The sequence below is a fragment of the Aquimarina mycalae genome (genome assembly GCF_029906345.1).
GTDB lineage: Bacteria > Bacteroidota > Bacteroidia > Flavobacteriales > Flavobacteriaceae > Aquimarina.
Window position 1 is genome coordinate 65824 of record NZ_JARYGY010000001.1, and the last position, 26270, is coordinate 92093.

The window sequence follows — 26270 nt, forward strand, 5'->3', positions numbered from 1 at the left end:
CAATTGATAAGCACCATTTTTTAGCTAGAAAGTAATTGAAAAGATTGTTTTGCTATTTCCAATTCTTCATTTGTAGGTATAACTAATACTTTTACTTTAGAAAAACTCTTGCTTATATCTCTAATTTCTTTTGATCTAATACTATTTTTTTCTTGGTCTAATTCTATCCCTAAATACTCTAGTTCAGTACAGACAAGTTTACGTACAACATCCGAATTTTCTCCAATTCCAGCTGTAAATACAATCGCATCTAAACCATTCATGATCGCCGCATAGGATCCAATAAACTTCTTGATACGATATGCTTTCATTTCTAATGCTTTTTTGCAATTGACATTCCCTTTCTCTGCTTCTGATTCAATATCACGTAAATCGCTATATCCCGTTAATCCAAGCATACCGCTTTCTTTTTGGAGCAATGAGCTTACCTCTTCTAAAGTAAATCCTAATGATTTTACCATATAAAAAATTACAGCAGGATCAATATCACCAGATCGTGTTCCCATAATCAACCCGTTCATTGGTGCAAACCCCAAAGTATGATCAATGCTCTTTCCTTCTTTTATGGCTGTCATACTACAGCCATTACCTAAGTGTATTGTAATAATTTTAGATTTTTCATTTTCTAAAAATGCTATTGCTTTTTCTGATACGTACTTATGACTGGTCCCATGAAAACCATATACTCGAATATTATCTTCATCTATAAACTTATTTGGAATCGCATACTGATATGCCTCAACTGGCATGGTTTGATGAAATGCTGTATCAAACACAGCCACTTGTTTGGCTTCTTTAAAAATCTCCTCAGAGACTAAAATCCCTTGTAAGTTAGCAGGGTTATGTAATGGTGCCAGCGCAGAAAGCTTTTCTATTTTTTGCTTAACCTGATCATTTATCTCTACGGTTTTAGCAAATGTACTTCCACCATGCACTACTCTATGACCAACTATCTCAATTTCTAGTGCGGATTTGATAACTCCTATATCGGCATGTAATAAATAAGAAGCAATTAATTGCAGGCCTGTTTTATGATCAGGAATTTCTTCTGTTTTTTCTATATTTTGAGTATCAGTCTTGTAATTGATTTTAGCATTATCCAGTCCGATGCGTTCTACCAATCCTGAGCAAATCACTTTTGCCATTGGCATTTTAAATAATTGAAATTTAATCGACGAACTACCCGAGTTTAATACTAGTACTTGCATATTGTTATATTCTCTTTTTTTAAAGACCTTGTGCCTGAATTGCGGTTATAATTACGGTATTATACACATCATCTACTGTACATCCTCTACTCAAGTCATTAACAGGTTTATTTAACCCTTGAAGCATTGGTCCGATTGCCAAGGCTCCCGTTTCTCGTTGTACAGCTTTATAGGTATTATTTCCTGTATTAAGATCTGGAAATATCAATACACTTGCTTGACCCGCTACTTCAGAATCAGGAAGCTTACTCTGCCCTACTCTCATATCAACGGCGGCATCGTACTGTATAGGTCCTTCTATTTTTAATTCTGGATGCTTATCCTTAACAATTTTGGTAGCGTCTCTAACTACTTCTACATCTTCTCCTTTTCCAGATGTTCCTGAAGAATAAGATAGCATCGCTACTTTAGGTTCAATACCAAACGCAGAAGCTGATTGAGCTGAAGAAATTGCAATTTCTGCTAATTGTTCAGCATTAGGGTTTGGGTTAATTGCGCAATCGCCAAATACCGAAACTCTATCTTCTAAACACATAAAAAACACAGAAGAAACCACTTTTACACCTGGTTTGGTTTTGATAAATTGCAAAGCTGGCCTGATAGTATGTTGTGTAGTATGAACCGCACCAGAAACCATACCATCTGCATGACCTTTATAAATCATCATGGTACCAAAATAAGAGACATCTGCCATCATATCTTTGGCCATATCCATGTTTACATTTTTATGCTTTCGCAACTCATAAAATGTCTCTACGTAATCGTCAAAATGAGGAGAGTCAATTGGCGAAACAATATTTACCGTATTGAAATCAATAGGGATATCTAATTTGATTGCTTTACTTTTAATTTTCTTTTCATTACCAATTAGTGTTATATCTACAACATTAGACGCTTGTAATCTAGAGGTAGCTCTTAAAATTCTCTCATCAGATCCTTCTGGTAAAACGATATGTTTTTTATGCTGTAATGCACGCTTTAGCAAGTTGTATTGAAACATGCTTGGTGTCAAACTATCCGACTCGAAAGTAATTAGAGGATCAACCAGACGATCTGCATCGACGTATTGTTCGAATGTACTAATAGATGTGTTTATTTTTTGTTGATTATCGGCGTATATTTTTGATCTAATAGCTCCGATTTTATTGGTAATCGAAAAGGTTCCTTGTGCAACTGATATAATAGGAACGGATAATGACACACCTTCAATTAATTTTAATATAGGCTCTTCTGGCACAATTCCTCCTGTTAGAATAATTGCAGAAATTTTAGGATAGTTATCTGATATATTGGCTTGTAAAACACCCAAAATAATATCTGCACGATCACCTGGTGTTATCACCAGACTATTGTCTTTAAGATGTGTCAGGTAGTTACGCAATTGCATTGCTCCTACTCCAAAACTTCCTGCTTGATTATGTAAAAACTCTTTTCCGAAAAGTATTGTTCCATCTAATTCTTTAACAATCTCTTTGATTGTAGGATTAATTAAAGCTCCTATTTTAGGAATTATGATTTGTTCTACATCTGTTCCAAAATCATCGTTTAGTTTTATTTTTAATTCTTTTTCACACCCATTCACTACCTTGTTAGCAACAATCGCAACTACTTCTACATCCTTACTTATAAAAGTATCATATGCTAGTTTAAGGTTTCCTGCAATTTCTTCCTTCGTCTTATCAACACCACTTGCAACAATAATTGAAGGGATCCCAAGGTTTTTAGCAATAATAACATTAATATCAAATTCGATGATACTTCCTTCATCCGAAAAATCTGTTCCTTCTACTAATATGAAATCGAATTTCTCTTCTAGATTTTTATACTTTTCAATAATACCATCAATGATAGCTCCTGATCTACCTTGATTATACTTTTGGAGTACTTCGCTTCTTGTAAAAGCATATGTGTTTTTGAAATTAATATCTAATTCGAAATGTGATATTACAGTATTAATATGATTATCTATTTCACCTTCTTTGGGATCATCTATAATTGGTCTGAAGTATCCTACTCTGGCTGTTTTCCCTAATAACATTCTCATTAATCCGAGAACTACAATAGATTTACCACTATTAGGTTCTATAGTAGCAATATAAACGGCTTTACTCATGTATATAAATTTGGTTGTGCAAAGATATGCTAATAGCAACAAAATAGCACATTGCAATACAATAACAAACTATGACAATATATAATGCTAAAAAATATTAACCATTTTATTTTCTAATACATAAAAAAAGGGTCAGAAAAATTCTGACCCCATTATAAATGCTTGATATTTTTAATTATTTAATTTATGTCTTCTCCTTTTTTTAGTTTTTCCAAATCACCAGATAATCTTCCTTTAAATCTATCTGGTGCCTTACCTAATGCTACATTAATTGACTTAATCGCGTTTTTATAATCTCCAGTTGCAGAATAAGCTCTGGCTAATCCATAATTAGAAGGCCATGCACCTTTATTATTTTTTACATTACCTTTTAGAATCTCTAATGCTTTATCTTTTTGTCCTTGACCAATCAGTCCATTTCCTAATTGAAACACCTGAGTAGCATTTCCTAGTGCAGCTGCTTTATCAACAATTGCCATAGCTTCTTGAGTTTTTCCTTGTTTTCCTAAAATCTGAGATTTTAAAGAAAGATTACCAAAAGTTTCTTTACTAAAGAAATTACCGCTTATCGAAGCATTTACCCACTCCAAAGCTTGATCTATTTTTCCTGCATTGAAAGCATAATTTGCAGCGTTATCCCAGTTAGATTGTGTAAAACCAGCATTACTCCTAAGATCATCTTTGATTCCTTCTAAGACAATATCTTCTACATTTACCTCAATTTTAAATGGAATTTCTTTTTTCTCCCATCGCAATGCAGCTATGGTGCTATTTGCTTCAAAAGAAGGAAATAAAAACGTTAAGGTTTCAGTATGTGGTGCCTCTTTAGTTTGAACATCTAAACGTAAGGCATCCTCTTTTTCATCATAAAAATAACTTCCCCAAGAAGAAGTATTCTTAGAAAAAATTATGGTGGCACCTCCATCTTCTTTTAATGCAATATGAAGTCCATATAGTCCAGCTTTTATGTCTTTACCTTCTACCTTTACATCATGAGCAAATTCAATTGTGGTATTAGTATTAGCTCCAGCTCTCCAAGGAGCTGCTGTAGAAGTACCAAATCCTAGGTTATTAAATCCATAAGGAACTAGTTTGCCCCATACTTCTCGTTCTTTTACACTTGGTCTTCCATAATCTATGGTAATATCGGTTATTCCTACTCGCTGAGTGACCTGTGCGCGTTGACTAGCTTCGGGAGTTTTTAATTGAGCGTTTGTTTGAATCGTACATAACATCATTGCGCCAGCAAGCAATGTCATCATAAAGTTAGATTGTTTCATGACTGAATTTTTGAATTAATTATTTAACTGCATACGAAAGAAAAATCATACATCAGTCACAATAATAAGAGGATAATACGTATCCTGATGTTACCGTATTGTTAAAGTCAAAAAACAAGTCCTAATAAGTGTTAAATAGATTATTCTTTTAACAGCTGATTAACAAAACTTTCAAATTCATTCTTATAATCTATATATTTTTGACCTGTTGCAGGTCCATTAAAACCAGTATGAATTTTACGTACATCTCCCTTTTTATCAATAAAAACTGTAGTTGGATATGATAACACATGATTAAGCATTGGTAGTTTCTCTTGTGCTTTTTCTTTATTTGAAGTACCAAACTGCGCTAAAAGAATTGGATATTCTACCTTTAATTTAGATCGTAATCTTTCAATAGATTTAAATGCTTTTTCTGAGGTTTTGGCATACTCAAAAGCTAACGCTACAAACTCAATATCCTTATCTTTATTTTTAGCATAATAATCAACATAATATTTGGTTTCATCCATACAGTTAGGACACCAGGTTCCCATGATCTGAACCATGGTAACTTTTCCTTTAAAACGCTCATCATTAAGAGAAACTTGATTTCCTTTAGCATCTGGAAAACTAAATTCCAGTTTATCATATCCCTCTTTTATAAAAGTAAGAGAATCTTCAGAAGGTAATTCGTATTGTTCATTTCGTTTAGCTACAAAAGGTTCTTTCCAGTGATTTCCTGAATAAAAATAACCGCTCATTGTACTATCGGTAGCTTGTCCAGTAAACAAAAAAGCGTGAGCTCCATCAAACGCAGATAATTCAAATTTATCTTCATTAAGAACTCCTTCCAAATAACGATAATCACCTGTTGTTGTTCTAAAAGTTCCTGTAACCACATTTCCATTTTGTTTAAAAATTCCTTTGGCAATGTACCTGTCTTCTGGGTTTTCTGGACTAAAAACAGCTTCCCAATTACCTGTGATATCAGAAATTGGTTTTGAAACAATTTCGAACCTATCATGCTCTCCATAGGATCCTTTAAAAGGAACTACTCTATCCAAACTCTCTTTAATAAAGCTTCCAGAAATGGTCAATGAATCTTCAAACTTGGCAGCTACATATCCCTCAAAAACTGGGAAATTAATAAAAACCGAATCTCCTTTAATCCTAACTTCATCTATATCAATTACTTCTTCTGCATTAAAAATTTTCAAGGTCTGATCCTCAAAAACCTCCATTAAAAAAGGGAGTTCTTTATTATCAGGAAGCAATAGTGAAGCTTTCCAAGGGCCGCTTTTAAGAAATGTTTCTTTATTAGGTTTTTCGTCTTTACACGAGAAGAGTATTAATCCTACTAAAAGTACTGTTATGAATTTATTCATGATGTGTGTGTATAAAAACTGTCTAGCAAGATCAATTGACCTTGCTAGACAGTTGTAATTTTATCAAAATATAATTGTTATCCCCAAAAAAAGTATGTTTCAATTAAGTTATTAATTTCCAGTTTTTCTTTTTGAAGTTGTTTTCTTTTTTGTCTTATTTGCTTCAATAGCAGCTTGTATTCTAGCTTCTCTCTGTCTTACCGCTACTTCTTTAGGAATGTTTGCTTTTCCACTATTTCTTGTCTTCTGTGCTGTTAGTGCTCTTGCTTCTATTTCGGACTTAGAATGCAATTTTGCTGTTTCACTTGTATTTACACCTGTTACAGCTCTTGTTTTTGCTCTCTTTATAGTTTTAGTCTTTGATTTTGTTGCAGATTTAGATTTTACCTGATTAGAAATAGGCATTTCACTATTGCTACTATTTAATTGTTGTGCCGTACCAGTATAAGTGGCAAAAGTAAGAGATAGCACAAAAAACATAATTAATTTAAATGACTTCATTTAGGGCTTATTTTTAAAAAATCTTAATCAAAAGTACTAATATTATACCTAAATGAAAAATACTTAACAACACACTCTATAAAAAGCAACAAACATGTTTTTTCTCTTAACAACAAGAAAGATAGCTCATTTCTATGCTTATTTTCTATCTTTTTATTGCTTTTCAGGATAGACTTTATCAAGTTTATCACTTTCTTCTTTCACTTTTTTCTTTCCTTTTTTTAAAGATTCTTCCAATGCTTTTAATTTTTTCTCTGCCTTAGTTATTTTAGATTCTTTTTCTGCTATTTCTTCAGGCGTTAAAGCATCTTCACCTTCCTTTTCTTTTGTCTTTGCCAAGCGTTCCTTAGCTGCAGCTATCTTATTTCTTCCTCTTTCTAATTTTCTTTCATCTTTATTAAGGATATCTTCGCTTTCTTTAACTTTAGATTTCGCATCTGCTGCTCTTGCTTGTCCATATGCTTTCCCTGTTAAACCTTCTTTATTCTTACCATATGCATTGCCTTTTACTTCTTTCTTGACATTCACTTCGGCTTTCTTAGCTTCTTTTTCAGCCTTTTTCGCTTCTTTTTCAGCCATCTTTTCCGCTTTTTTGGCTTCACCTCTTAACTTATCACCTTCCTCTTTTAGATCATCCCTAGTTTCTTCTCCTTTACCTTTTGTTTCTTTTATTTCATCTTTTGCTTTTTTCTTTTCTTTGTTTAATTTATCATTTGATTTTTCTTTGGCACCTTTATGCTTTTCCTGTCCCTTATTCTTTTTTTGAGCTACCTTTTCTTTAGCTTCTTTAGATTTTCCTTGAGCTATCGTTACATGGTTTCCAAATGTAAAAACCATCATTACTATCATTACGATTCTAAATAATTTCATTTTATTATTTTTAAGTTAATAACTGTGGTTGGTATGAAAAAAGTTTATTAGCAATTACTTAAATCAAATACTATCTAAATCTTTAAGAGAATCCTCAAGTTCCGCTGCCTTTGCTTCTACTTCTTTAGTAACTTTATCTAATTCTTTTTCTACTGCTTCAATTTTCTCAACTGCAGCATTGGTTTCTTCCGCTTCTTTCTTTTTATCTGTACAAGAAATAATTGTTATTGTACACAGAAACACAAAAAATTTAATCGTTGTTTTCATAATTCTATTTGGTTAGGTAAATATTAATTTTAAAAATACACTTTTTCTTTTATATAAGAAAGATTTCTTGTTTGTCAACTTTACCCAAAGTAGTATCTTTACCGACTAATTTCAGAATCATCATTAATGAAAATTTCATATAACTGGTTAAAGCAATTTATAAAGCTTGATTGGGATGCAGAAAAAGCAGGAGAATTACTTACAGACTTAGGGTTAGAAGTAGAAGGAGTTGAGACCTACCAAAGTGTAAAAGGAGGTCTGGAAGGTGTAATTGTAGGACAGGTAATTAGTTGTTCGCAACATACCAATGCAGACAAATTAAAAGTGACCAAAGTAGATTTGGGTTCTGGAGAACCTGTGCAAATTGTATGCGGTGCACCTAATGTTGCAGAAGGTCAAAAAGTTCCTGTGGCTACTATTGGAACTAAGTTGTACGATCAGGATGATAAAGAATGGACTATAAAAAAAGGAAAAATCCGTGGAGAAGAAAGTCACGGAATGATTTGTGCTGAAGATGAATTAGGACTGGGAAAAAGTCATGATGGTATTATGATCCTGGATAAAGATATTCCTGTAGGAACTCCAGCTGCAGATATTTTTGATATAGAAAATGATCATGTATTCGAAATTGGATTAACTCCTAATCGTGCAGATGCAATGAGTCATTGGGGTACTGCTCGCGATCTAAAAGCTGGTTTACAGCAAAAAGATTTACAGATGGAATTGATTACACCATCTGTAAGTAATTTTAAGGTGGATAATCGATTACATAAATTTGATATTGATGTTAAAAACCCTGAATTAGCACCAAGATATTGCGGTGTTACAATTTCTGGGTTAAAAGTTGCTGAATCTCCTGCCTGGTTACAACATAGGCTTAAAGCAATCGGGATTACTCCAAAAAACAATGTTGTAGATATTACGAATTATGTATTACACGAATTAGGACAACCTTTACATGCTTTTGATGCACAATATATTGAAGGAAACAAAATCGAAGTAAAAACCTTAAAAACTGGTACTAAATTTACGACACTTGATGAGGTAGAAAGAGAATTACATGAAGAAGATTTGATGATCTGTGATGCTGTAAAACCACTATGTATTGCTGGGGTTTTTGGAGGTATTAACTCTGGTGTTACAGAAAAAACTACCTCGATTTTCTTAGAAAGTGCTTATTTTAATCCTGTAAGCATTCGTAAAACTGCAAAACGACATGGACTTAATACAGATGCTTCTTTTAGATTTGAGAGAGGTATTGATCCTAATATTGCTGAGTATGCACTAAAAAGAGCTGCTCTTCTTATACAAGAACTTGCTGGTGGAGATATCACTAGTGAAATCGTGGATCTTTATCCTAAAAAAACAGAAGATTTTCAAGTGTTTTTGTCGTTTGAAAATGCAACAAAATTAATTGGTGAAGAACTTCCTCAAGAAACTATCAAAGACATCTTAAGTTCATTAGAAATTAAAGTCAATAATATTACTGAAAGTGGTCTAGGGCTTACGATTCCAGCATATCGTAATGATGTGCAAAGAGAAGCTGATGTTATCGAAGAAATTTTACGTGTGTATGGATATAACAATATTCAGTTTACACAAAAACTAAATGCATCTATTTCTAATATTGATAAGTTTTCTGATCATAATGTCCAGAATACAATTTCCAATCAGTTAGTCGGTCAGGGATTCAACGAGATGTTAGCAAATTCGTTAACCGCTCCAGAGTATGTTTCATTGTCTGAACAATTGCATTCAGAAAACAATGTAGAGATGTTAAATCCTCTAAGTAATGATTTAGCTGTATTACGACAATCGTTGTTGTTTTCTGGATTAGAGGCTGTTTCGTATAATATCAACAGAAAACGTCCTGATCTTAAATTTTTCGAATTTGGAAAAACATATCATAACTACGAAAGCGGAAGAATAGAAAACAAACATCTAAGTTTGATTATTACTGGAAGTAAGACCCGAGAAAGCTGGAAAGTGAATCAAGAAAACAGTGATTTCTTCTATTTAAAAGGTATTATCGAAGCTATATTAGACCGCTTAGGAGTTAAAGTTTCTAAAACTTCACCTATAAAAAATGATCTTTTTTCTGAAGGTGTTTCATATAGTTTAGGTAAATCTAAATTAGTAGAGTTTGGTCTGGTCAAAAAACCTGTTTTAAAACATTTCTCTATTTCACAAGAAGTGCTATATGCTGATTTTAATTGGGATACAATCTTAGAATTTGCAAAACGTAACAAGATTAAATTTACTGATATTCCAAAATTCCCAGAAGTTCGCCGTGATTTTGCTTTATTATTAGATCATACTGTTTCTTTTGAAGAAATTCATACTATAGCAAAACAAACCGAAAAACAACTTCTAAAAAACATCAATTTATTTGATGTGTATGAAGGAAAGAATTTACCAGAAGGTAAAAAATCATATGCTGTAAGCTTTACGCTGCAAGATGATCATAAAACCCTTACAGATAAGCAAATTGATAAGATCATGAAAAAACTTCAGTACAATTTTGAAAATAAATTAGGGGCTGAATTGAGATAACAGAAGATAATCACATACATATTATAAAAATGTCTTTGGAGTGTTTCAAAGGCATTTTTTTATTCTATAAAAACATAAAAACCTTGTAATCAAGGATGTAAATTCTTAATTTAGTGAAGCTAAAGAAAGAAAAATGTTATTCCCAAAAACTAATATTGAAAAAAAACTAATTACTCAAAAGCGTAAAGAATTTGATATTACCAGCTGGGAACAACAAGTTCAATCCATTTTTGAAAAAACTGAAGAAAAGAATGATCAAATTATAGAAACCTTGGAGAAAGGCAACACCTCTGAACCCAATGATTTCATTTTTGATTTATTAGATTATTCTAAAATTCATCATATTGATCAGATTAAGAAGATATGTATCGATTATCGTTTACGTTTTCTAGACACCAAATACTTTAAAGGAAAATTTCCAAAGGAAGCAATTAGAGCAATAACAGAGATAGAAAATACACACGGCATAACATTAACTGGATTTAAGATTATTGCCCCTTCTAAATTATTTAAGCTAGCCAATGCAGATGATCCCCTACTTTTTGTCCCGATGGGAAATAACTATTACTATTTAGTTCATACTTGGGGAAAAGATCTACATCCTTTTCGTAAAACAATAATGTGGTTTTTCAAAAGTTTTGAAAACTTATTAATCCTTACTTTTTTAGTAAGTCTTTTAATTACCTTTATGGTCCCAGAAGGATTATTTAGTAAAGAAAGTAATACTTCAGAATTTATAATGATATTTCTTTTTATGTTTAAGTCTGTGGCAGCTGTAGTTTTATTTTATGGATTTGCATTGGGTAAAAACTTTAATACTGCCATCTGGGATAGTAAATATTTTAATGCATAATAATAACATATGTTTCCTGAAAGCGAATACGAACGAGTATATACGGGTAGTTTAATAAACATTCAATTTTTACAAACATTACTTCAAGATAGTGGTATTAATTCTATAACCAGAGATGATATGAAATCTGGAATGGCTGCTGGTTTTGGTGGTGGAATCCCTGATCACATTCAACTTTTTGTTAAAAAAACTGATATGGAAGAAGCGCTTCCAATTATAGAAAAAAGTTTATCATAGGTATGGAAGAAGAAAATAGATCTCCAAGAAAAAATTGGGACTTTATGATTGGTATTGCATTGGTCTTGTTCGGTAGTTTTAGATTATATCAACGATTACAAGCTGAAACCGAATGGGATTACCGAGCTATACTCACTATCTTATTTATTGGATATGGAGGTTTTTTAATTTACCGACACTTTCAAAGTACTGATAACAATTAATTTTCCTTATTAGGTATTTTGCTCATTGCATGTTCTGTAATTGCCGTTATTGACAATGATGGATTTACTCCTGGATTCGCAGAAATCATAGATCCATCACAGATATACATATTGTTATACCCAAAAACCTTATTACTCTGATCTATGACCCCTTCTGCAATATTAGCTCCCATTACAGCACCTCCTAATATATGAGCAGTAGAAGGAATTCCTGCTAACGGTTCTAATCCAAAAACAGTTTCTTTACCAGCTGTTATTTTTGCATAGCTTTTTGCTAAATTAAGAGATTGAGGTATAAATGCACTTGGTTTTTTACCTTCTGCAACAGTCGTATTCATTAGACCTAAAGCATTTATTTTAAATTTTAAAGTGCTATCCAATGTCTGCATAAACAATAGAATTGCCGTATTCTTACTCCAATCTCTTGAAGTGTATAACTTTATATAAGAAATAGGATGTTTGATAAAACTGGTTATCATTTTAGTAATTCTCACGATTACATTTTTACCATGAGTTAATGGTAAATGTGACAATCTCCAAAATCCAGAACCCTTGGCATATCTTACTATTTCTAAATGACTGTTTTTATCTGTGTTTAAAATAGACCCAATTGCTACTCCTTTAGACATATCTTTAGTGCCATCAAGGTTAGTGACACTAATTAAACTTTCATTATTTGTACGAATATCTGATCCAAGTCGGTCAGATAATTTCGGTAAAGACTTTTGTTTTAGCTTTAATAACAATTTTACAGTCCCTAATACGCCTCCTGAGAAAATGATTCCTTTAGTGTGAATTGATTTTTTAGATTTATAAATTCTAGTTGCGGATTTAAATTTCACCTCATACCCATCTGAAGAAGGCATTACATCAAAAACCTCATGCTCCGCCAAAATATCTGCGCCTAACTGTTGCGCTAAGTACAAATAATTTTTATCCAATGTATTTTTTGCTCCAACTCTACATCCAGTCATACAACCTCCACAGAAATTACAACCTGTTCGTTCTGGACCTTTTCCTTCAAAATACGGATCTGGTACAGTTTTATTAGGTGTTCCAAAAAATACCGCTACATCTGTAGCAGAAAAATCATCTTTAATATTCATTGTAGAAGCAAGTTCCTTTAACGCTTTATCCCCATCAAAAAGTTGTGGATTTTTTTGTGCACCCAGCATTTTTAATGCAATTTGATAAAACGGAGCAAGTTCTGATTGCCAATCCGCCAAGTTTTTCCAACTACCAGAGGTGAAAAATTCTTTTTTAGGAATCGGTAATGTATTCGCATACACAAGAGATCCTCCTCCTACTCCAGTTCCAGAAATTACCACTACGTGTTTAAAGAAGGACATTTTCATGATCCCAAACCATCTAAATAAAGGAACCCACAACCATTTTTTTAGATTCCAATTAGATTTCGGAAAATCACTAGATGTATACCATTTCCCTTTTTCAATAACCAAAACTTTATACCCTTTTTCCGAAAGTCGAAGTGCACTAACGGATCCACCAAAACCACTTCCTACAATCACATAGTCGTATTGCTCTTTTAATTTCATACAGTTATCGTTATATCGGTTTTTGGAACACAAGTACAGGTTAAAATATATCCTTGATCTATTTCACGTTCAAGAAGTACAATTTCTTTTTTAGAATTCCAATGCACCTCTCCTTCTACAAGTTTTGCTTTACAAGTACCACAATCTCCCATCATACAAGCATAGGGAACTTCTTTGTTAGCTCGGATAGCGGCATTCAGAATAGTTTCTGAAGCATCCCCTTTAAATACCATATTTGAATTATTTATCAAGGTATTAATTTGATATTCATTTCCTGAGAGTTGCTTTGGTTTCTTTGAAAATTCCTCCGTTCTAATAAAACTATCCTTAACACCTATTTTGTCTAATACTACTTTTGAAGCTTCCATCATAGGAGTAGGTCCGCAGATATAACAATATGTGTTTATACTAGTATCCATTAAATAAGCATACTGTCGATCAGAATCAAGCAACTCAAAACTTAGCATATAATTGAACTGCTCAGGATACACCTTAGTTAATTCATTTAACTCATCCGAAAAAATAACATCCATAGAGCTTCTACATCCATACAATAAAGTAACTCTTTCTTTAGAAGTTCTTAAAATAAATTTAACCATGGAAATTATTGGTGTAATGCCACTTCCGCCAGCAATAAAAAGAAATGATCTATCGATACTTTCTGGTAACACAAATTTACCAAAAGGTCCAGAAACTCTTAATTTATAATTTTCTTTTACCTTTTCTACAAGATGACTGGACAACTTTCCTCCTGGAACACTTTTTACTCCAACGGCCAATTTTCCTGTACCAGGATCTTCACTAATAGAATAGCATCTGCTTACTAGACAATCTTGTACATAATCAGAAATAACTACATATTGCCCTGATTTAAATTGAAAATGATTTCCTTCAAGATTCTTAAATACAATACGAACTGTATCTTCAGTTTCCTGAAATACATTTTCTACTTCCAGCACATAACTCCAGGTTTTTCCTAATTTAATATCGTTATATGTGTTTTGTTTATCTAAAATTTTAAGGTCCTGACTTCTAAAACCTTCAATAACCGATTGTTTTTCTAAAAGCTCTGTTTCTATATCCAAAAAACAACTTCTGTATTTATAAAAAGGTACTCTTGGATACAAATGATGAATCAAATGATAACTCTGATATAATGATAAAAATTCAAGTCCAGGAATAGTGACCACTCGAGTATTATGATATTTACTCAAGTTGTTATGTGGATAGTGTGGCAGCCAATCAAAAGAAAACGCGAGCACTGGTGCTGCAATAAGTGCAGACAATATAAAAACGAAAAATAAAGCCTTCCCGTTTCCTGATAAAATCAAAATACTTAAGGTTCCTGTAAGTATGATCAAAAACAATATAGATTGTTTTCTGATAATTCTCATAGCTGGATTAGTTTTACTTTGAACTCCTAATGATAGTATAAAATAATGGCCAATCAAGGTTACACATCGTAAAAATATTGAAAAAGGATTATTGCCATTAACGTAGTGATCTGGATCTTTAATAGGATCATTTGTATGCGCGTGATGTCTAAGATGAATGACCACAAATGCTGAAAATGGAAACAACAAAAAAAAGCTCGACAACCATCCAAGTATTTTTTCAAGTCCTTTATATGATTTCACACCTCCCGAAATATTATTATGACTTGCCTCATGTGCAATCGTAAACATACCATATGCTAATACAGCACCTATTAAAGACGTTAATCCTGCCGAGAGTCCTTTTGTGTAAAATTTCCATAGTACTGCATATCCAATACATAAAAGTATAAAGAGTGAAATAGTAGGCCAAGCTACTTTTCCTGAATATTTTTGCCAAACTGCTTGATTTTTCACGCGTCAAATGGTTATGTTTGAAAAAAGATATTTTTATTATCGAACTATTAAATCAAATATAGTTCGATTTTTACAAATTACCAAGTATGGGAAGAAAATCTATTCGTCGTGAAAGAAAAGGCAAAAACAAAAAGGTAGAACAATGGACACAGGCACTGCTTTCTAAGCTTAAAAATATCGAACTAGGAGATTTGACTATTGATGACTTGGCTCGATTAATGGGCAAAAGCAAATCCACTATTTATCAATACTTTACAACAAAAGAAGAGATTTTTGAATATATCACTCAAGTTAGAGTTGATCGTATCAAAGATTATAAAAAAGAAATTTCTGGAGAACTCTCTGTATTAAATTTTCAATATGAATCATTGGCCAAAATACTTGCAGAAGGTGTTGAAGATATATCACCTTTTTATTTAAAACAGTTGCAGACTCATTACTCTGGCGCCTGGAATATTGTAGAACAATTTTTACAAGAGCTTTTAAAAGATCTTAAAAATTTCTATGTTTTTGGGATCGAAAACAAGATGTTCAAAACAGTTTCTCCTGAATTATTAATCAAAATGGATGAATACTTCATTATGCAACTTCTCACTGATCATACATTTTTTGATAACAATCAACAAACATTGGAATCGGCTATTAAGGAATATATGTATATTAAGTTTGAAGGGTTAGTCCTAAATTGATAAAAAAAATCCTGCAAATTGCAGGATTCTTATATTTTATAAAACCATATATGGTTTTCTATACATTCACTGTATACATTTTCTCACGTAGTTCCTTGATCTTAGCATCACTCATATACTCATCAAAGGTTGCATAACGATCTATTACTCCATTCGGCGTCAATTCAATTACTCTATTTGCAACTGTTTGCGCAAATTCGTGATCATGTGTGGTAAAAAGTACCGTTCCTTTAAAATTCTTTAAAGAATTATTAAATGCTGTAATTGATTCTAGATCCAAGTGGTTTGTAGGTTCATCCAACATTAGCACATTTGCTCTGGTCATCATCATCTTAGACAACATACAGCGTACTTTTTCTCCTCCAGATAATACGTTTGATTTTTTTAATGCTTCTTCTCCACTAAAAATCATTTTACCAAGAAAACCTCTAATAAATACTTCTTCGCGTTCCTCTTCTGTAGTCGCCCATTGACGTAACCAATCAACTAGAGATAAATCGTTCTGAAAATACTCACTATTATCCGCAGGTAAGTAAGATTGTGTAGTTGTTATTCCCCAAGCAAATTTTCCAGCATCCGCTTTTTGCTTTTCATTAAGTATTTGATAAAACGCAGTTGTTGCACGAGAATCCTTTGAAAAAACAACAACTTTATCTCCTTTTGCCAAATTAATATCTACTCCTTTAAACAATATATCACCTTCATTACTTGCAGCTAACCCTTCTACATTAAGGATTTGATCACCTGCTTCTCTATCTCTTTCGAAAATAATAGCAGGATAACGGCGACTAGATGGTTTTATATCTTCGATATTAAGCTTTTCGATCATCTTTTTACGAGAGGTAGCTTGTTTTGACTTTGCTACGTTTGCACTAAAACGAGCAATAAACTCTTGTAATTCTTTCTTTTTCTCTTCAGCCTTTTTGTTTTGTTGCGCTCTTTGTCTTGCCGCTAATTGAGAGGATTCATACCAGAATGTATAATTACCACTATAATTATTGATCTTTCCAAAATCAATATCAGAAATATGTGTACATACAGAATCCAGGAAGTGACGGTCGTGAGAAACCACTATTACAGTATTATCATAATTAGCTAAAAAATGCTCTAACCAAGAAATTGTTTCGTAATCCAAATCATTGGTAGGCTCATCCATGATTAATACATCAGGACTACCAAATAAACATTGTGCCAGTAATACTCGCACTCGTTGTTTTGTATCCAGATCCGCCATACTTGTATAATGAAGATCTTCTTTTATACCTAAGTTAGAAAGCATGGTTGCAGCATCACTATCTGCATTCCAACCATTCATCTCTTCAAATTGTACCTGAAGCTCTCCAATCTTTTCTGCATTTTCATCAGTATAATCTGCATATAAGGCATCAATTTCTGTTTTGATCTTATACAAATCTTTGTTTCCCATGATCACTGTTTCTAACACAGTGTATTGATCATAGGCATAATGATTCTGCTCTAAGACAGACATACGTTTGCCAGGTTCTAAATGCACATGCCCTGATGTCGCTTCAGTAACTCCTGAAAGTATTTTTAAGAATGTTGATTTTCCTGCTCCATTTGCACCAATAATGCCGTAACAATTACCTTGAGAGAAGGTTGTATTCACTTCATCAAATAAAATACGTTTACCGAATTGAACTGAAAGATTAGAAACTGATAACATAGCTATAATTTGTAAAAAATTGTATTTTCGGCAAAAGTAGAAAAATGGATCCGAAACTTGAAACAATATAGTAGTATTTTCAATGGATTCTTACAAAATTAAAATTCTGGTAAAATCAAGATTATATCTAGTCGTTGAAGCACAATCTTTCTTTTACAATTAACTAATAATAACACAATTAACGTATTCTTAACAAGCTCTAGAATTGTTTCCGTTTATTTTTGAATGTTTGTCAGTAAATTTATAGCACCCAAAATGTATTTCTGTAGAATAAAATATTTTATTTATTTATCTATTCTTACTTGCTGTGTTTGTAGCTGCGATTCTACTAAGGAAATAGAAAGAGAATATACCTATTTTGGTGGAGAAATTGTAAATCCTAACACCGATTATATTATCCTTTTTAGGGATAATAAATATCAAGACACCATCTATTTAGATAAAAACAATCAATTCTTATACAAAATAAAAGATTTAAAAGAAGAAGGCCTCTATTCTTTTAGACATAACCCAGAATATCAACTCGTAATGTTGGAAAAAGGTGACAGTGTTTTGATAAGAATAAATACACTGGAGTTTGATGAATCCTTGGTTTTTACAGGTGTAGGATCCCGAAAAAACAATTTTCTAATTGACATGTTTCTTCAAAATGAAATTGAAAGAGAAAAAATAGAAAAAAGAGAATTTAGGTTATCTCCCATTGATTTTAAAAATACTCAAGATTCATTATTAACATTGCGACAAGAGCAATACGCTAAGTTAACGGATAAGTATGCGTTAAGTGACCTTTCTAAAGAGATTTGTAAATCTAGTTTTGAATATGACTTTTTTTCAAGGTATGAAATGTACTTTTACAGATATCAATATTATGGGATGAACTCTATTGATGCTTTTAAGGAATTCCCTAAATCTTTTTTTGATTATAGAAATCAAGTAAATTTTAATAATGATGATTTAAAGCGACTCTATTCTTATAATCGTTTTTTAAACCACTACTTTACCAATTCTTCTTATACAAGATATATGAAGAAAAAATCTTTATCAAAGAATAAAGTAGAATACACCATGTCTAAATTAGACCTTGTGGATAGTGTAATACAACATTCATATATTAAGAATAATTTATTAAGAGGAATTACAACAAATTTCATCTTGGATAACAAAAATGATTATACCTCTCAAAAAGTATTAAATCATTACTTGTCCATTAGTAGTAATAAGAAATTTCAGAAAGAACTTAAAAAATTAGCCAAAGCGACCTCTAGACTTAAACCAAATAATATTATTCCAGATCAAGATCTTATTTCTTCGAATGGAGAAATCACTAAGTTATCTTCTCTTTTTGAAAAACCAGTTACAGCCTTGTATTTTTGGTCAACTGAAAAGAAAGATCATTATATAAAGGCCCATCAGAAAACCAATTATTTGAGTACGGTATATCCCGAAATTGACTTTATTGGTATTAATACAGATGATGATCAAACAGAGAATTGGTTGAAAACAATTAAACGTCACAATTATAATCTAGATCGTGAATATGAGTTTAAGTTTCCTAAGTGCTCCTCTGATGAGTTAGTCATTCATTATAGTAATAAAGTAATATTAGTAGACCAGCGTGGAAGGATTATAAATCCAAATGCAGATTTGTTTTCATCAATCTTCGAAAAACAATTGATGAGCTATAGCAGATTAGCAACCATAGAAAAACAAAAAAATGTCCTCGATTAAAGGACATTTTTCAGTATTCTTATTTATTAAAATTTAGTTACCTTTTTTGTAATCAGCTAAAAATTTAGCTAAACCAATATCGGTTAATGGATGTTTCAACAATCCTTCTATTGATGAAAGAGGGCCTGTCATTACGTCTGCTCCTATTTTTGCACAATCAATTACGTGCATTGTATGTCTAACAGAAGCTGCAAGGATCTCTGTATCAAATCCATAATTATCATACACAAGTCTGATCTCTGCTATTAAATTCAAACCATCTGTAGAAATATCATCTAGTCTTCCTATAAAAGGAGAAACATAGGTTGCACCTGCTTTTGCAGCCAATAATGCTTGCCCAACAGAAAAAACCAGTGTACAATTGGTCTTAATACCTTTATCACTAAAATATTTGATTGCTTTTACACCTTCTTTAATCATTGGTACTTTTACAATGATTTGATCATGAAGTTTAGCTAGTTCTTCTCCTTCTTTAATAATCCCTTCAAAATCAGTAGAAATTACTTCTGCACTTACATCTCCTGTTACTATATCGCATATTTTTTTATAATGCTCTATAATATTTTCCTTACCAGTGATACCTTCTTTTGCCATCAATGATGGATTGGTAGTCACTCCATCAAGTACACCCAGATCTTGTGCTTCTTTAATTTGATCAAGGTTAGCAGTATCAATAAAAAACTTCATATTGTTGTGTTTAGATTTGTTATTTTTTGAAATTCTGTTTAAAAACTATTGTTTTAATTATGTCGCCAAAATTACAATTTATAATGATTCATAAGTAATTTCTCATACATTTTATCTGGTAGTATTCTTTTTAAAACTATAGAAAACTTTTGCATAAACTCTCCTACTTTATAATGTACTTTTGGTTTATTTGTTTGAATAACCTTATACACTACTTTTGCCATTTCTTCAGGGTTCATTCCTTCATCAACGTGTCCATTCATTAGTTTTAAAGATTCTCCATACGATTTTTGGTAAGGAGACTTATCTAGAACTGGTGCGTGATATCGCCCAGCGGCTATATTTGTTGCAAAATCACCAGGAGCTACATTTGTCATATTAATATTAAATGCTTTTAACTCCATTCTCCAAGCTTCTGTGGTTATTTCTAATGCTGCCTTAGAAGCACTATAAATTCCTCTATATGGCAAGCCCATATAACCAGCGATTGAAGTAATATTAATAACCAACCCACTACCTTGCTTTCTCATTAATGGCAGCACTGCTTTGGTCACGTTAATAGGTCCAAAATAATTGGTAGTAAAATTTTTTATAATTTCTTCTTCTGGAATCTCTTCTATAGGACCTGTGATTCCAGCACCCGCATTATTGATCAAAATATCTAATCTTCCATGTTTTTGTTCAATACTAGTAACTGCAGCTTGTATACTCCCTTTATCTGCTACATCAAGTTGCAACAGTTTGAACGCATCAAAATCAGAAAAACGATCCGGATTTCTGCTGGTACCATATACAATGTATCCTTTATTTGTAAGAAATGTCCCTATAGATTTGCCAATACCAGAGGAGCCTCCAGTTATTAAAATGACTTTAGAGTTTTGATCTGTGTTCATGCTCGCAAATATACACTCTGAATTACGATTTATGAATTTAGAATTATGAAATAATCTTAAAATATTTAAAAAGGAAAGTTTAGGGTACAAAAAAAGGCAAGCTACCTACATCACACCGCTACGACCATTTACCTTTGCTGCGTTCCCGCCCTGGAGGATTCAACAGGAGCTGGTTGTGTAGGACTTGCCGCTGCAAAGATACAATCTTTAGTATATAAAACAATGATTTTTTAAACCCAATTAAAATAAATATCTTGCTATAAATTTCATTCACATCATGAACAAACGTAACCTATTCGCCATCATTACATTATGCTCCCTTGTCTTTTCATGTGGTAGTAATACGGAGGCGAAAAAAAAATATTTTTCTATAAAAACAGATAACAATCAAAAAAAATTTAAGCTTGGTGAAACAGTAAAAGCTAGCATTGTAAATAACAAAAATTTTGAGATTGATTCTGTTGTATTTTTTCTAGGTGATATCAAATCTAATGCTAACAGTAACTATACATACGAAGAAAAATTAGATACAGAAAGATTAGGAAAACACCTTCTTAAGGCAATCGTATATTATGAGGGTAAAGAAGAAGATGTGTATAAAAAACTTACTTTCCTTAATAATACACCTCCCAAATTATATAAGTATAAGATTATTGCAACATATCCGCATGACCAAAACGCTTTTACTCAAGGATTGGAATTTAATAGAGATACTTTATATGAGAGTACTGGAAAAAATGGATTGTCTTCACTTAGAAAAACGAATTATACAACTGGAGAAGTATTACTAAAAAAAGACGTTGACAAAAAATACTTTGCAGAAGGAATTACTATTATTAATGATAAAATTATTCAACTAACCTGGCAAGCTAAAGAAGGGTTTATTTATGATCTTAGTACACTGGAAAAAACTGGAACTTTTGCATACAAAAAAAGTAAAGAAGGTTGGGGATTATGTAATGATGGTGCACAAATATATAAAAGCGATGGAACTGAAAAAATATGGATTTTAGATCCAGAAACACTTTCAGAAAAATCCTATATTGAGGTTACTACCAATACTAAAATCAAATCAAAATTTAATGAATTAGAGTGGATTGACGGCAAAATATATGCTAACACTTGGCAAAAGGATGGAATTGCTATAATTAATCCTAAAAATGGTGCATTAGAAGCCGTGATAAACTTAGCTGGGTTAAGAGAAAAAGTGACGCAACACGATAACCTGGATGTATTAAATGGTATCGCCTATAAAAAAGATACTCAACAACTATTTGTTACAGGCAAAAATTGGGACAAACTTTTTGAAATTGAGATCATTAAGTAACTTTTATTATCATAAACCGATCGATGTTCACTAATTCTTTTGTAACATCACAATAAGTACTTCGTTATTATAATAGACAGATAATAAACCGTACCTTTGCGGCTTATTTTTATTTATATGAACAAATTTGAAGCGTTAGGCCTCGGTGAAGCTATTATAAAAGCGGTGAATGAAATGGGGTTTGAAACTCCTAGTGAAGTACAGGAAAAGGCTATCCCTATTTTACTTGATGAAGATACGGATATTGTTGCGCTAGCGCAAACAGGAACAGGAAAAACCGCTGCATTTGGTTTTCCTCTTATTGAAAAAATAGACAGCGACAGCAGAATTACGCAAGGATTAATTTTATCTCCTACCCGTGAATTATGTCTACAGATTACCAATGAGCTAAAAAATTACTCTAAATTTATTAAAGGATTGCGTACAGTAGCTGTATATGGAGGCGCTAGTATTCATGATCAAGCAAAAGAGATAAAGCGAGGTGCACAAATTATTGTTGCTACTCCAGGACGTATGCAAGATATGATCAATCGTAAGATGGTGGATATCTCTAATATTGGATATTGCGTACTAGATGAGGCTGATGAAATGCTTAATATGGGATTTTATGAAGATATTAATGCTATCCTATCTCATACTCCAGATGATAAGAGTACCTGGTTATTCTCTGCAACCATGCCTAGAGAAGTTTCTACAATTGCAAAACGTTTTATGCATAACCCTGTAGAAATTACAGTTGGACATAAAAATACAGGATCTGAAAACGTTTCTCATGAATATTATGTTGTAAATTCAAGAGATCGTTATGCTGCACTGAAAAGATTATCTGATGCTAATCCCGATATATTTTCAGTAATATTTTGTCGTACCAAAAGAGATACCCAAAAGGTCGCAGAAAGTTTAATCGAAGATGGGTATAATGCAGCTGCTTTGCACGGAGATTTAAGTCAAAATCAACGTGATTTAGTAATGAAAAGTTTTAGAAATCGTCAGATTCAAATGTTAGTTGCTACGGATGTAGCTGCGCGTGGAATTGATGTAAATGATATTACCCACGTAATTAACTATCAATTACCTGATGAGATTGAAACATACACGCATCGAAGTGGAAGAACCGGGCGTGCAGGTAAAAATGGTGTTTCAATGGTGATTGTTTCTAAGAGTGAACTTAGAAAAATTAAGACCGTTGAACGAATCATTAAAAAGAAATTCGAGGAAAAAGAAATTCCTAGTGGTGAAGAAATCTGCCAGGTACAATTATTTCATTTAGCAAATGATATTGCAAAAGCAGAAATAAATCACGAAATTGAAACATATCTTCCTTCAATTAATGAAGTGTTAAAAGATTTCTCTAAAGAAGAGTTAATCAAAAAATTCTTTTCTGTTGAGTTCTCTCGTTTTCATAATTATTATAAAAACGCAAAGGATCTTAATGCTGCAGGAGATAATAGACGTGACTCTGGAGGAAGAGATGGTAGTACACGCTATTTTATTAATGTAGGTGAGAAAGATGGATTTGACTGGATGACTCTGAAGGATTTCCTTAAAGAAACTTTAGGTCTAGGAAGAGATGCTGTAAGCCGTGTGGATGTAAAAGAAAGTTTTTCTTTCTTCAACACAGATTCTGAACATCAAGATAATATTCTTTCAATTTTTGAAGATTTTAGATTAGAAGGAAGAAAAGTTAACGTAGAAATCTCTAAAGATTCTGGACGTAACAGAGGTGGTAGAAAACGTAGAGATAATGCTGGAGGCGGTTTTAAAGGAAAACGTAGAAGCGATGGTTTTAAACCAAAAGGTAGAAATCGTCGTGATAATGATAGTGGTGGTGATCGAGGAGGTAATGGAAGAAGAGATAGAAGAAAACGTAGTGATCGTAGGTAATTTTTCTTAAATTAACGAAACTATATGCTTTTTGGCTCGATTTTTATGTTATGTTCTTATAAATTGGTCGTCATATATAATAGTTAATATAAAATCATTACTAAAAATAAACTTTTGAAAAGAATTTTAACATACTTAGCATTTATCATAAGCATTGGCATCTATGCACAGGATACTGATTCTGAAACTGTTTCTGGAAAAGTTCTTAATGCCTCTACTGACATTAAATTGCAAAATGTTCATATTGTAAATTTAAGTCAGGTAGTAGGAACTATCACCAATAAAGAAGGGGATTTTGAGATAAAGGCCAATGTAAATGATACGCTATATTTTACGTATATAGGATACAAACCACTTAGAGTTAGAGTAACGAATGACTGGAAAAAGTTTGGCGACGTTAAAATCAAAATGACAGAACTTGGTATCGCTCTAGAAGAAGTTGTGGTTGCAGATGTGCAACTTACGGGATACTTAGAGATCGATGCCAAGAAAATTCCTGTCTACAATAACTATAGATATAGTATTTCTGGATTAAATTCTGGATATGAAGGAGGTAGTAGTCAACCAGGAGCTGTCAATAAAGTATTGGGCGCCATTTTTAATCCTGCAGATTTTCTTTATAATATTTTTAGTAAACGATCCAAAGAGTTACGTAAACTCAGAAAAATGAAGAAAGATGATGAGATCAGAAATCTTTTGGAAACTAAATTTGATCGTGCTACACTCATGGCACTTTTGCAAGTAGAGCGTTTGGATATTGATGAAATACTAAGAAATTGCAACTACTCATCCGATTTTATAAATTTTGCTAATGACCTACAAATTCTTGATGCAATTAGTGAGTGTTATGAAGAATATAAAGTTTTAGACAGAAAATAAAATCAACTTTTATTTTTGAGAATGTAATGCAATACGGTTTCCTTCAGAATCTATAAAATATCCCATATATCCGTGTGTTTCTGATATTTGTGTTTTATTAGCGATTATTTTTCCTCCTGCAGCCGTTACTCTACCAATCTCATTTGCTACATCATCACAAGAAAAGTATATTAGAACTCCATCCTGACTAGGCGTGTAGTGTTCTCCTGCATTAATCAATGATCCCGTAACCATACCAGATTCATTTTTATTTGGAAACCATCCCATTTGTAGTCCATCAATGTTGTGAAGACTAATTTCTATATCAAAAACCTTTTCATAAAAAGCTTTAGCACGATCCATATCCGTAACAGGAATTTCAAACCAAGTAACCATAATATATAACCCTAAAATTTATAGTTATTAAGATACAATTTGTACGCTAAAGTAAAAACATATTTACAAAGAAAAATAACTGGTTTTATAAAACCAGTACATCAAAATCACTAGTTATGATTTTGAGCTATGAAGATGTATTCAATATTTAAAAATGAACTATGTTATCGTTCTTTTTTGAAAAATATCGTGGACTTCTGTTGGATAATTAATGGTGGTTTTACTTGTTTTAAAACCTGTTTTCACTTGCTTTAAAAGCATTTTCATTTTGTTGGTAGGTGACTGTTTTTTGCTCATGACAAAGGTGTTTTTAGGGTACTAAAACATAAAGTCTTTATCAAATATAGGGAATTAATTTATAATACCCTTGATTTAAGCACATTAACCTTTTACGCGTAAACCATTATTTATGAGTAAATTACAAATTAAACAAAAGAAGAATAATTAGAATTTGTTATCTATTATTCACTATTCGTAAGCAATAGTTTAGTATTTGTCATCCCTGCTCTTCTTCATATCTTGCTATAATTTTTTCATGGCTTTTGATTACTTTTTTAGCCCAATCCATTCTTTTTTCTAATTTTTCTTCTTTTGATAATTGCCAATCAATATTCGAATTTCTTAATAACGATGTTACTTGCTGTAAAATAATCGCCGCAGAAACAGATATATTAAGGCTTTCTGTAAATCCTACCATTGGAATATGAAGCTTTGTATCTGCCATATTTAATACCAAATCACTTAATCCTTCTTGTTCTTGCCCAAAGAAAAACGCTGCGGGTTTACTAATATCAAAATCTTTTAATTCTACCGAATTATCATGAGGTGTAGTTGCTACAATCTGATAACCTTTGTTTTTTAATGCAGAAACACACTCTTTTGTAGTTGAGTATCTATTAATATCCACCCATTTCTGTGCACCCATTGCAATTTCTCTATCAATTCGTTTTGCATTGATCTCCTCAATTACATGAACGTTTTGGATTCCAAACACATCACAACTTCTAATCACAGCGCTCGTATTATGCAATTGATACACATCTTCTACTGCCACCGTAAAATAATTGGTGCGTTGTTCAATTACTTTTTTATACAACTCCAACCTTCTAGGAGTAAGAAAAGATTCTAAATACACTAATAGTTTATGATCTATCATAGATGGCTAAATTATGAAAGCATAATCAAATTATAATAATTACTAGAAAATTTGATAAAAAAACCTCCTGTTCGTTACCCATACGAATCAGGAGGCGGTATATCAATCTA

Annotated in this window: 24 protein-coding genes and 1 other RNA gene; 9 read left to right on the forward strand and 16 right to left on the reverse strand. The window is 32.2% G+C overall.

Translation table 11 applies throughout. The features are described 5' to 3' along the window. Positions 1-20 precede the first annotated feature (20 nt). From QBK95_RS00275 to QBK95_RS00305, 7 genes are all read right to left on the reverse strand, one after another. Positions 21-1208, reverse strand: coding sequence for an acetate/propionate family kinase (locus QBK95_RS00275; RefSeq protein ID WP_280929321.1), 1188 nt, complete (start codon positions 1206-1208; stop codon positions 21-23). A 19-nt stretch (positions 1209-1227) separates the two neighbouring features. Continuing rightward, positions 1228-3321 carry a phosphate acetyltransferase gene (gene pta / locus QBK95_RS00280; RefSeq protein ID WP_280929323.1) on the reverse strand — a complete coding sequence of 698 codons (2094 nt, stop codon included), beginning with the start codon at positions 3319-3321 and terminating at the stop codon, positions 1228-1230. A gap of 179 nt (positions 3322-3500) precedes the next feature. After that, positions 3501-4601 carry a DUF2911 domain-containing protein gene (locus QBK95_RS00285; RefSeq protein WP_280929325.1) on the reverse strand — a complete coding sequence of 367 codons (1101 nt, stop codon included), beginning with the start codon at positions 4599-4601 and terminating at the stop codon, positions 3501-3503. Between the two features lie 140 nt (positions 4602-4741). After that, the gene (locus QBK95_RS00290) at positions 4742-5968 is read right to left on the reverse strand and encodes a peroxiredoxin family protein (RefSeq protein ID WP_280929327.1); all 1227 of its coding nucleotides are present in this window, start codon (positions 5966-5968) and stop codon (positions 4742-4744) included. Positions 5969-6079: 111 nt separating this feature from the next. Further along, positions 6080-6469 carry a hypothetical protein gene (locus tag QBK95_RS00295; protein ID WP_280929329.1) on the reverse strand — a complete coding sequence of 130 codons (390 nt, stop codon included), beginning with the start codon at positions 6467-6469 and terminating at the stop codon, positions 6080-6082. A 153-nt stretch (positions 6470-6622) separates the two neighbouring features. Continuing rightward, positions 6623-7339: a hypothetical protein gene (locus QBK95_RS00300; protein WP_280929331.1), complete on the reverse strand. Its 717-nt coding sequence runs from the start codon at positions 7337-7339 to the stop codon at positions 6623-6625. 63 nt (positions 7340-7402) lie between these two features. After that, entirely contained in the window at positions 7403-7606 is a 204-nt protein-coding gene (locus tag QBK95_RS00305) for a hypothetical protein (protein ID WP_280929334.1), read from the reverse strand. 126 nt (positions 7607-7732) lie between these two features. Between QBK95_RS00305 and pheT the strand changes: the two genes are divergently transcribed. The 4 genes from pheT (at position 7733) to QBK95_RS00325 (ending at position 11452) form a co-directional block, all read left to right on the forward strand. Then, positions 7733-10159 carry a phenylalanine--tRNA ligase subunit beta gene (gene pheT / locus QBK95_RS00310; protein WP_280929336.1) on the forward strand — a complete coding sequence of 809 codons (2427 nt, stop codon included), beginning with the start codon at positions 7733-7735 and terminating at the stop codon, positions 10157-10159. 133 nt (positions 10160-10292) lie between these two features. Further along, positions 10293-11012: a hypothetical protein gene (locus tag QBK95_RS00315; RefSeq protein ID WP_280929338.1), complete on the forward strand. Its 720-nt coding sequence runs from the start codon at positions 10293-10295 to the stop codon at positions 11010-11012. 9 nt (positions 11013-11021) lie between these two features. Next, entirely contained in the window at positions 11022-11249 is a 228-nt protein-coding gene (locus QBK95_RS00320) for a putative signal transducing protein (RefSeq protein ID WP_280929340.1), read from the forward strand. A gap of 2 nt (positions 11250-11251) precedes the next feature. After that, positions 11252-11452 carry a hypothetical protein gene (locus tag QBK95_RS00325; protein ID WP_280929342.1) on the forward strand — a complete coding sequence of 67 codons (201 nt, stop codon included), beginning with the start codon at positions 11252-11254 and terminating at the stop codon, positions 11450-11452. Here QBK95_RS00325 and QBK95_RS00330 read toward each other — a convergent pair. After that, positions 11449-13008, reverse strand: coding sequence for a GMC oxidoreductase (locus QBK95_RS00330; RefSeq protein WP_280929344.1), 1560 nt, complete (start codon positions 13006-13008; stop codon positions 11449-11451). The two genes, QBK95_RS00325 and QBK95_RS00330, sit on opposite strands and share 4 nt — an antisense overlap. Next, positions 13005-14858 carry a fatty acid desaturase gene (locus QBK95_RS00335; protein ID WP_280929346.1) on the reverse strand — a complete coding sequence of 618 codons (1854 nt, stop codon included), beginning with the start codon at positions 14856-14858 and terminating at the stop codon, positions 13005-13007. The genes QBK95_RS00330 and QBK95_RS00335 overlap by 4 nt, the downstream gene beginning before the upstream one ends. An 86-nt stretch (positions 14859-14944) precedes the next feature. Here QBK95_RS00335 and QBK95_RS00340 point away from each other — a divergent pair, with 86 nt between their 5' ends. Next, complete coding sequence (locus tag QBK95_RS00340) at positions 14945-15547, forward strand: TetR/AcrR family transcriptional regulator (RefSeq protein ID WP_280929348.1); 603 nt, start codon at positions 14945-14947, stop codon at positions 15545-15547. 58 nt (positions 15548-15605) lie between these two features. Here the strand turns inward: QBK95_RS00340 and QBK95_RS00345 are convergent, their stop codons facing one another. Then, positions 15606-17231 carry an ABC-F family ATP-binding cassette domain-containing protein gene (locus tag QBK95_RS00345; protein WP_280929350.1) on the reverse strand — a complete coding sequence of 542 codons (1626 nt, stop codon included), beginning with the start codon at positions 17229-17231 and terminating at the stop codon, positions 15606-15608. Positions 17232-17486: 255 nt separating this feature from the next. Here QBK95_RS00345 and QBK95_RS00350 point away from each other — a divergent pair, with 255 nt between their 5' ends. Then, the gene (locus tag QBK95_RS00350; RefSeq protein ID WP_280929352.1) at positions 17487-18959 is read left to right on the forward strand and encodes a TlpA family protein disulfide reductase; all 1473 of its coding nucleotides are present in this window, start codon (positions 17487-17489) and stop codon (positions 18957-18959) included. A 33-nt stretch (positions 18960-18992) separates the two neighbouring features. Here QBK95_RS00350 and fsa read toward each other — a convergent pair whose 3' ends face one another. The 3 genes from fsa to ffs form a co-directional block, all read right to left on the reverse strand. After that, positions 18993-19646, reverse strand: a complete 654-nt coding sequence (gene fsa, locus QBK95_RS00355) for a fructose-6-phosphate aldolase (protein WP_280929353.1) — start codon at positions 19644-19646, stop codon at positions 18993-18995. A 71-nt stretch (positions 19647-19717) separates the two neighbouring features. Next, positions 19718-20539 carry an SDR family oxidoreductase gene (locus tag QBK95_RS00360; protein WP_280929355.1) on the reverse strand — a complete coding sequence of 274 codons (822 nt, stop codon included), beginning with the start codon at positions 20537-20539 and terminating at the stop codon, positions 19718-19720. Between the two features lie 91 nt (positions 20540-20630). Then, an RNA gene (ffs, locus tag QBK95_RS00365) (signal recognition particle sRNA small type) lies at positions 20631-20729 on the reverse strand. An 87-nt stretch (positions 20730-20816) separates the two neighbouring features. Here ffs and QBK95_RS00370 point away from each other — a divergent pair. The 3 genes from QBK95_RS00370 to QBK95_RS00380 all read left to right on the forward strand — a co-directional run bounded on the left by QBK95_RS00370 (position 20817) and on the right by QBK95_RS00380 (position 24629). Next, positions 20817-21866 carry a glutaminyl-peptide cyclotransferase gene (locus QBK95_RS00370; RefSeq protein ID WP_280929357.1) on the forward strand — a complete coding sequence of 350 codons (1050 nt, stop codon included), beginning with the start codon at positions 20817-20819 and terminating at the stop codon, positions 21864-21866. Between the two features lie 117 nt (positions 21867-21983). Next, a complete protein-coding gene (locus QBK95_RS00375) occupies positions 21984-23750 on the forward strand; it encodes a DEAD/DEAH box helicase (RefSeq protein ID WP_280929359.1) in 1767 nt (588 codons plus the stop codon). Positions 23751-23864: 114 nt separating this feature from the next. Next, positions 23865-24629, forward strand: coding sequence for a carboxypeptidase-like regulatory domain-containing protein (locus QBK95_RS00380; RefSeq protein WP_445012612.1), 765 nt, complete (start codon positions 23865-23867; stop codon positions 24627-24629). A 9-nt stretch (positions 24630-24638) separates the two neighbouring features. Here the strand turns inward: QBK95_RS00380 and QBK95_RS00385 are convergent, their stop codons facing one another. From QBK95_RS00385 to QBK95_RS00395, 3 genes are all read right to left on the reverse strand, one after another. Continuing rightward, entirely contained in the window at positions 24639-25004 is a 366-nt protein-coding gene (locus tag QBK95_RS00385) for a VOC family protein (RefSeq protein ID WP_280929361.1), read from the reverse strand. Between the two features lie 159 nt (positions 25005-25163). Further along, positions 25164-25301: a hypothetical protein gene (locus QBK95_RS00390; RefSeq protein ID WP_280929364.1), complete on the reverse strand. Its 138-nt coding sequence runs from the start codon at positions 25299-25301 to the stop codon at positions 25164-25166. 199 nt (positions 25302-25500) lie between these two features. Further along, positions 25501-26160 (reverse strand): TrmH family RNA methyltransferase, encoded by a 660-nt coding sequence (locus QBK95_RS00395; protein ID WP_280929365.1) that lies wholly within the window; start codon positions 26158-26160, stop codon positions 25501-25503. Positions 26161-26270: the final 110 nt, after the last annotated feature.